Source organism: Paenibacillus amylolyticus, from assembly GCF_036894225.1.
GTDB classification, from domain to species: Bacteria; Bacillota; Bacilli; order Paenibacillales; family Paenibacillaceae; genus Paenibacillus; species Paenibacillus amylolyticus.
In genome coordinates this window covers 5,948,165-5,955,038 of record NZ_CP145892.1, presented here as the reverse complement: position 1 = coordinate 5,955,038, position 6,874 = coordinate 5,948,165, and the positions used below count along the sequence as shown (strand labels likewise).

At 53.7% G+C, this 6,874-nt stretch carries 3 protein-coding genes; all 3 read left to right on the top strand.

From position 1 onward, the window contains the following. From V6668_RS26310 to V6668_RS26300, 3 genes are read left to right on the top strand one after another with little or no spacing between them, the layout of a single operon-like run. Entirely contained in the window at nt 1-3,279 is a 3,279-nt protein-coding gene (locus V6668_RS26310; RefSeq protein WP_338707080.1) for a non-ribosomal peptide synthetase, read from the top strand. Next, on the top strand, nt 3,269-5,095 hold the full coding sequence (locus V6668_RS26305) for an ABC transporter ATP-binding protein (RefSeq protein ID WP_338707079.1): 1,827 nt from the start codon (nt 3,269-3,271) through the stop codon (nt 5,093-5,095). The genes V6668_RS26310 and V6668_RS26305 overlap by 11 nt, the downstream gene beginning before the upstream one ends. Continuing rightward, complete coding sequence (locus V6668_RS26300; RefSeq protein ID WP_338707078.1) at nt 5,092-6,825, top strand: ABC transporter ATP-binding protein; 1,734 nt, start codon at nt 5,092-5,094, stop codon at nt 6,823-6,825. The genes V6668_RS26305 and V6668_RS26300 overlap by 4 nt, the downstream gene beginning before the upstream one ends. Nucleotides 6,826-6,874 lie beyond the last annotated feature (49 nt).

Sequence of the window (6,874 nt, the reverse complement as noted above, 5' to 3'; positions counted from 1 at the left end):
ATGAAATCTTTATTTGAAAAGGAAGAACGGTACTGGAGCGGCAAGTTTGACGCAGATGATAGCCTGAGCTTCCTTCCATACAGTCAATCCTCCAAATTATTCGAGGGCGGGGAATCTGCGGCAGAGCCGGACTTGCTTCACCGTACTCTGCCGAGCGAACTCTCGGAGAGAATCATTGGCCTCGCCAGCGGTTCGGATTTGGCTCTGTACATGATTGTTTTGGCAGGAGTCAAAAGCCTGCTGTTCAAATATACCGGGCGGGACCAAGTGCTTGTCGGCATGCCTTCGTATAGCGCAGACCAGGGCGAGACGCCGCCGCATGACATCTTGGTGATCAAGACATCGGTAAGCAGCCAGACTACGCTGAAAACGCTGCTTGGAGGCATCAAAGGCTCCATCGGCGAGGCGTTGGAGCATCAGCACCTGCCTTTTCGAAAAATGGTGGAGCCGCTCCATCTGGACTATACGGGGCATGGCCTCCCGGTCGTCAACACCATCGCATCCTTCGCCCCGATTCATCCGGGACCGCTGGGTAACCGTGTGGCGGCTGACACCGTTTTTCGCTTCGACCGCCAAAACCACTCCATCGAGCTGGAAATAAGCTTTGACGGACAGCGGTACGAGCGGGCATTTATGGAGCAGGCGGCCGACCATCTTGTTCGTTTGCTGTCCATGCTTTTATTTCAGCCAGATCTGGAGCTTGGACAAGTCGATATGCTGTTCCCAGTCGAGAGGGAGATGCTGCTCAAGGGATTTAATGACACCGAAACCGAGTTCGAGCGGGGGAAAACGATCCATGGCTTGTTCGAAGAACAGGTGGAGCATCACCCGGATAACGTGGCCGTCGTCATGAACGAGCGGCAATTGACCTACCGCGAGCTGAACGAGCGATCCAACCGCCTTGCGCGGAAGCTGCGGGAAAAAGGAGTAGAAGCAGACCAGCTGGTAGCGATTCTGGTCGAACGCTCGCTTGATATGGTCGTCGGCATTCTGGCAATTCTTAAAGCGGGCGGAGCCTTCGTGCCTGTCGATCCCGACTACCCGGAGGAGCGCATCCGCTTCATGATCGAGGATTCAGGCGCACCGTTATTGCTGATTCAAAAACATCTGCACGAGAAGACCGACTTTGAAGGAACACGCCTTGAATTAGACGATTTTGTTTGGGGCGATAGCGGGGCGGAATCCACTGGTGTGCTGGATGCTTCGAATCTGGAGCCGGCCAGTGGTCCGAATGATCTGGCTTATGTCATCTATACATCAGGTACGACTGGCAAACCCAAAGGGGTCATGCTGGAGCATCGTGGTTTGGTCAGCTTGAAGCTGATGTTCGCGGACAGGCTGGGCATCACGGAGCATGACCGGATCGTTCAATTCGCCAGCCTGTCATTCGACGCGTCCTGCTGGGAAGTGTTCAAAGCACTCTATTTTGGCGCGACTTTGTACATCCCGACAGCCGAGACGATTCTCGACAACCGCCTGTTCGAGAATTATATGAACGAGCATGCGATTACCGCGGCGATTTTGCCTCCGACGTACAGCGCATATTTGAACCCGGACCGCCTTCCCAGCTTAACGAAGCTTGTAACGGGAGGTTCGGCGGTATCGGCCGAATTTGTGCAGCAGTGGAAGGAGAAGGTCCACTATTTCAATGCTTACGGGCCTACCGAAGCTTCGATTGTTACGACGCTTTGGGATGCGGATGAGCAGCAGCCGGAGCGCAGAGTTATTCCGATCGGGCGCCCGCTGTCCAATCACCGGATTTTCATTTTGGATGCCCACCTGCAGCTTGTGCCTCCGGGAGTGGACGGCGAGTTATGCGTGGCAGGCGTAGGGCTTGCGAGAGGTTACCTGAACCATCTGGAGCTAACGGCAGAGAAGTTTGTGGAACATCCGTTTGTGCCGGGAGAACGCCTTTACCGGACGGGAGATCTCGCCCGCTGGCTGCCGGACGGCAACATCGAATACCGGGGGCGGATCGATCATCAGGTGAAAATCCGCGGCTACCGGATCGAAATCGGCGAGATTGAAGAGCAGCTGCTGAAGATCGCCGCCATGCAAGAAACGGTGGTGCTCGCCCGCGACGACGCGAACGGCCATAAGCAGCTTGTCGCTTACTACGTTGCGGAAACGAGGCTGGCGGCGCATGAACTCAAGGAGCAGCTCGCCAAGCAGCTTCCGGGATATATGATTCCTTCGTACCTCGTGCAGCTTTCGCGGATGCCGCTGACCCCGAACGGGAAAATCGACCGCAAAGCGCTACCCGCGCCAGAGGAAGCCGCCACTGGAAGAACGGAATATGTCGCGCCGAGAACGCTGCTCGAGATGAAGATCGTCCGTGTCTGGCAGGATACACTTGGCATTCCACAGGTTGGCGTAAAGGATAACTTTTTTGAGCTGGGAGGCAATTCCTTAAGTCTGATTAGGCTCGTTCAAGCTGTTTACGATGAAACGGGCATCGAGATACCGCTGAATCGCCAATTCCATCATGTAACCGTTGAAGCCATGGCTTTTGGAGAGGAGGATCTGGGTCTGGATAAAGGGGGAGACTCCTTCATTAAGCTAAATAAAACAGGGGATCTGAACGTGTTCTGCTTCCCTCCAGGCAGCGGCTTCGGTATCGGTTACCGAGAGCTTGCAAGCAGACTAGACGGCCGATTCGTGCTTTACGGCATTGATTTTATCGACGATGTCATCGATTACGAGGCCATGCTGAACCGTTATGTGGATGAGATTGTTCGTATCCAGCCTGAAGGACCTTACGTGTTGCTCGGTTACTGCTTCGGAGGCAACCTGACGTTCGAGGTAGCCAAATCGATGGAAAGAAGAGGGTACTCCGTAACGGACATGCTCATGGTGGACTCGTGGATTAAGGACACACTCACACCTTATGAAACGTCTGAGAAAGAGCTTGAAGAGATGCTTGCGGATTTCGACGAAGAAGAGAAGGAATTAATGAGTAATCCGCTCGTGCGGGAGCGTGTTCATCGGAAGATCAAAGCCACATTGACGTACGAAGCGCAGCTTATTAATTCAGGAACGATAACTGCCCGGATTTACGAACTGATTGCGAAGGACAGTGAAGAGTTCCGCCTGGAGCACCAGTTGCCGTCTTGGCAGAGGGCAACGACGCAAGCTTACGCCGATTACCGGCTGGAGGGCGCACACGAGGAGTTACTGGAACTCGCGCGCGTGGACGAAACGGCCGTTGTCATCCGTGACATCTTAGTGCAAATCAAGCAGCAGATCGAAGCGGAGGCAGGGGTCCTGCATGGGAGCTGACCGGCAGACGTCTGTTCAAGGACAAGGCACAGCGGCGCCTTCCAAGCGCCGAACCGCTTATGCCACCTGGAAAGCGTTCCGCTGGCTGATGTCCTATGTAAGCCGTCACAAAGGCTGGATGATCGTCGGTATCCTGTCCGCAATTGCCGCCGCGGTTATTGAGATATGGACGGGACGTTTGGTCGAGCAGTTGACCACCCAGGCCGAGAATGGGGCGGGGCCAATCGTTCTGCAGATCGTGTACACGGTCTTTGTGGTCATCTTGATCGGTGTGCCGGCGAAGTTTTTCATGAGCTTTGGTGTGGAGCGAAGCAGTGCCTCTGCGGTGCAGGATATCCGCAACCATGTCATGCGTCATATCGGCAAACTCCCGGTCCCCTATTTGGAAAAGCAGCACTCCGGCGACGTGTTGTCGCGGATCAACAACGATCTGCAGCTCATCCAGCAATTTATGATTCGGGACCTCGCCCAGTGGTTTTATCATCCGCTATTATTTATCGGCTGTTTCGCTTATTTGATGTATCTCCAATGGGAGCTGATGCTATACAGCCTGCTGTTATTTCCCGTAGCACTGCTGGTTTCCCAATGGATCGGCAAGCAGTTGGAACAGTTGACGGAGGAAGCCCAGGCGAACATGGGCCGAATGAACGTCAACCTCCAGGATACGCTTGGGGGGATGCCTATTGTAAAAAGCTACCTGCTATCCGGTATGTTATCTCGCTCCTACCAAGTGCTGCTACAATTGACGGCTCAAAAAAAGCTGGCCGTGAAAAAGCGGGAAGCCTGGGTCAACCCGCTGCTTTCTACGCTGATGATTAGCCCGATCATTTTCGCCGTCAGTTACGGAAGCTATTTGATCTACAACGGGCAGCTAGGCGCGGGAGAACTGATCGCCTTCCTGTACTTGCTTAATCTGTGTCTGGAGCCGCTGGAGCATATTCCCGAGCTCATCACGCGCACGTTCGAAATGACCGGTGCCCTGAGAAGGGTCTCCGAAATCGTCGAGCAGCCGACCGAAGCGGAAAATGGCCGTTTGCTTCCAAAAGCGAGCGCCGCCCCCATCCAGTTTCAGAACGTAACCTTCGGGTATGAAGAGAGCTCCCCGATTCTGCGGAATGTTAGCTTCTCGGTGCCGGAAGGCAAGACGATTGCGCTTGTCGGAGCGAGCGGCGGAGGGAAGAGTACGGTGTTTAAGCTGGTATGCGGCTTTTATCCACTTCGGGAGGATCAGGGCGAGATTCGCGTGTTCGGAAGCCTGATCCACGGTGCAGATCCGGAGCAGCTTCGGTCGCATTTTTCCGTGGTAACCCAAGATTCATATTTGTTTAGCGGTACGATCGCCGAAAATATCGGCTATGGGCGGCAAGAAGCGTCGATGGACGAGATTATCGAAGCCGCCAAAGCCGCTCAGGCTCATTCTTTCATTATGCAGCTTGAGGACGGTTACCAGACGTATGTCGGAGAGCGCGGCGGTTTTTTGTCCGGTGGGCAACGGCAGCGCATTGCAATGGCTCGGGCGTTTCTGAAGGATGCTCCCGTTCTGCTGTTGGACGAGCCCACATCGGCACTTGATCCGGAGTCGGAAAGCGCGGTTCAGGAAGCGTTGGGCGTATTGATGAAGCAGAGAACGACCATGGTTATTGCCCACCGGCTTTCTACGGTACAAAACGCCGATGAAATTTGGGTTATGGAACAAGGAAGTATTGTCGAAAAGGGCACTCATGAACAATTGCTCGAGAGGAAGGGACTGTACGCCCAGTCGTATTACCAGGAGTTTACCGAGTCTGCCGAACGCAGGGAGGTGTCGTACACATGAAAAAGGGCGGAAGGCTATCACAAGTGAAAGAACTCGGCTACTTGCTCACGTTTATGAACCGCAAGCGCAAAACCCAGTACGCGATTGGCCTTGCTGTAACGGCGCTCACCCAGACATTGTTTCTGATTGCCTTCAGCTTGGTCGTACATAACTTGGTTGATTTCGCCGTGTCCCGAGATACGTCCCTGATGGTGGAAGCTTTTGTTATTTTGGGCGTGGCCCTGTTTCTGGAAAATATAATTTCTCCCTGGTTCATTTACTTATACCAGCGCAGTGTCGAGCTGACTGTGCTGAATATCCGCAAACGTCTTTATGACAAGCTGTGCCGGGTGCGGCCGAGATTCCTGGAGCAGAACCACCATGGGGACTTGCTGTCGCGAGTGAACAACGACGTAACGACCGTTGAGTTTACATTCTCGCAGGTTTACTTCGTTTTGCTGCTTCAAGTTGTCTTCTGCATCGGCTCCATTGTCTCTATGGCGGTGATCGATTGGCGGTTTGCTGGCGTATCCTTCGTCATTCTGCTGCTGTCCTCTCTGGTCAGCCTGAAATTTGCACGGGATATCCGCGCTTTGTCCGAACAAGGCTTGCGTACGCTCGGTAAAATGACCGAAAAATTCAAAGATTTTATGGGCGGCATTCAAATTGTGAAGTTGTTCCGCATCCGCACGATTTACGGCCAGTACGAGGCGTTGAACGAACAAATGACGCAAACGCTTCGGCAAACGGCGAAAAAGAATGGTATGCAGGCTGCGGTGAACCATTTTATCAGCTACGTCACGTTTTGCGGCATCATCGTCATCGGCAGTCTTCTATATGCCTACGGATTGATGGGAATGGGAAGCGTCGCCGCTCTGGCAGTTTTGCAAGTGAATCTGACGCACGCCTTGTTGAACTTGGGGATGGTTCTGTCGATGACCCAAAATTCGCTCGCGGGTGCTCACCGGATTCAAGAGGTACTAAGCGAGGAAGAGGAACCGGAGCGTCTGGGATCTTCTCATAGCGAGCTTGTATCGGAGGCTGCGGTGGAGTTTCGCGATGTGGAATTTTCCTATCAGTCGGATAAAAAGGTACTTGTCGACATGTCCATGCAAGTGTTTCCTGGTCAGGTCGCTGCGATTGTAGGAGCCAGCGGCAGCGGTAAAAGTACGCTGATCAAGCTGCTGCTCGGCTTTTATCCTGTGGACAGCGGAGATATCCTGCTTCAGGGTAAACCTTTCGGCCATTACACGCTGGAAGAAATCCGCAGGCAGATTGCATACGTTCCGCAGGAACCGTTTTTGTTTACCGGCACGATTGAGGAAAATATCCGCTATGGCAACCCGGATGCAACGGATGAAGAAGTGGTGGAAGCGGCCAAAGCGGCGTACGCTCACCATTTTATTCAGGAACTTCCTGAACAGTATAAAACGCCGGTGGGAGAGAGGGGAGCGTCATTGTCAGGTGGACAAAGGCAGCGAATTGCGATCGCCCGGGCGATTCTCAAAAACGCCCCGATTCTACTGCTGGACGAAGCGACTTCTGCATTGGATAACGAATCCCAGCATTGGGTACAGCAAGCTCTGAACGTATTGATGAAGGGGCGCACCACCATTCTGATTGCCCACCGTCTCAGCACTGTGGAACATGCGGATTTGATTACGGTCATGAATCAAGGAACGGTCGTGGAACGGGGCCGCCATCAGGAACTGCTGGCGCTCGGAGGTTACTACGCGCGGCTGTACGGCTAGACTCGCTTTTCGGCGGGCGGCTTCCTGCTGATATTCAGGTATAAAGCCT

Bases quoted from the DNA above. Each gene is read 5' to 3' on its own strand.
- V6668_RS26310 (WP_338707080.1), top strand. From the start codon at position 1: ATGAAATCTTTATTTGAAAAGGAAGAACGGTACTGGAGCGGCAAGTTT.
- V6668_RS26305 (WP_338707079.1), top strand. From the start codon at position 3,269: ATGGGAGCTGACCGGCAGACGTCTGTTCAAGGACAAGGCACAGCGGCG.
- V6668_RS26300 (WP_338707078.1), top strand. From the start codon at position 5,092: ATGAAAAAGGGCGGAAGGCTATCACAAGTGAAAGAACTCGGCTACTTG.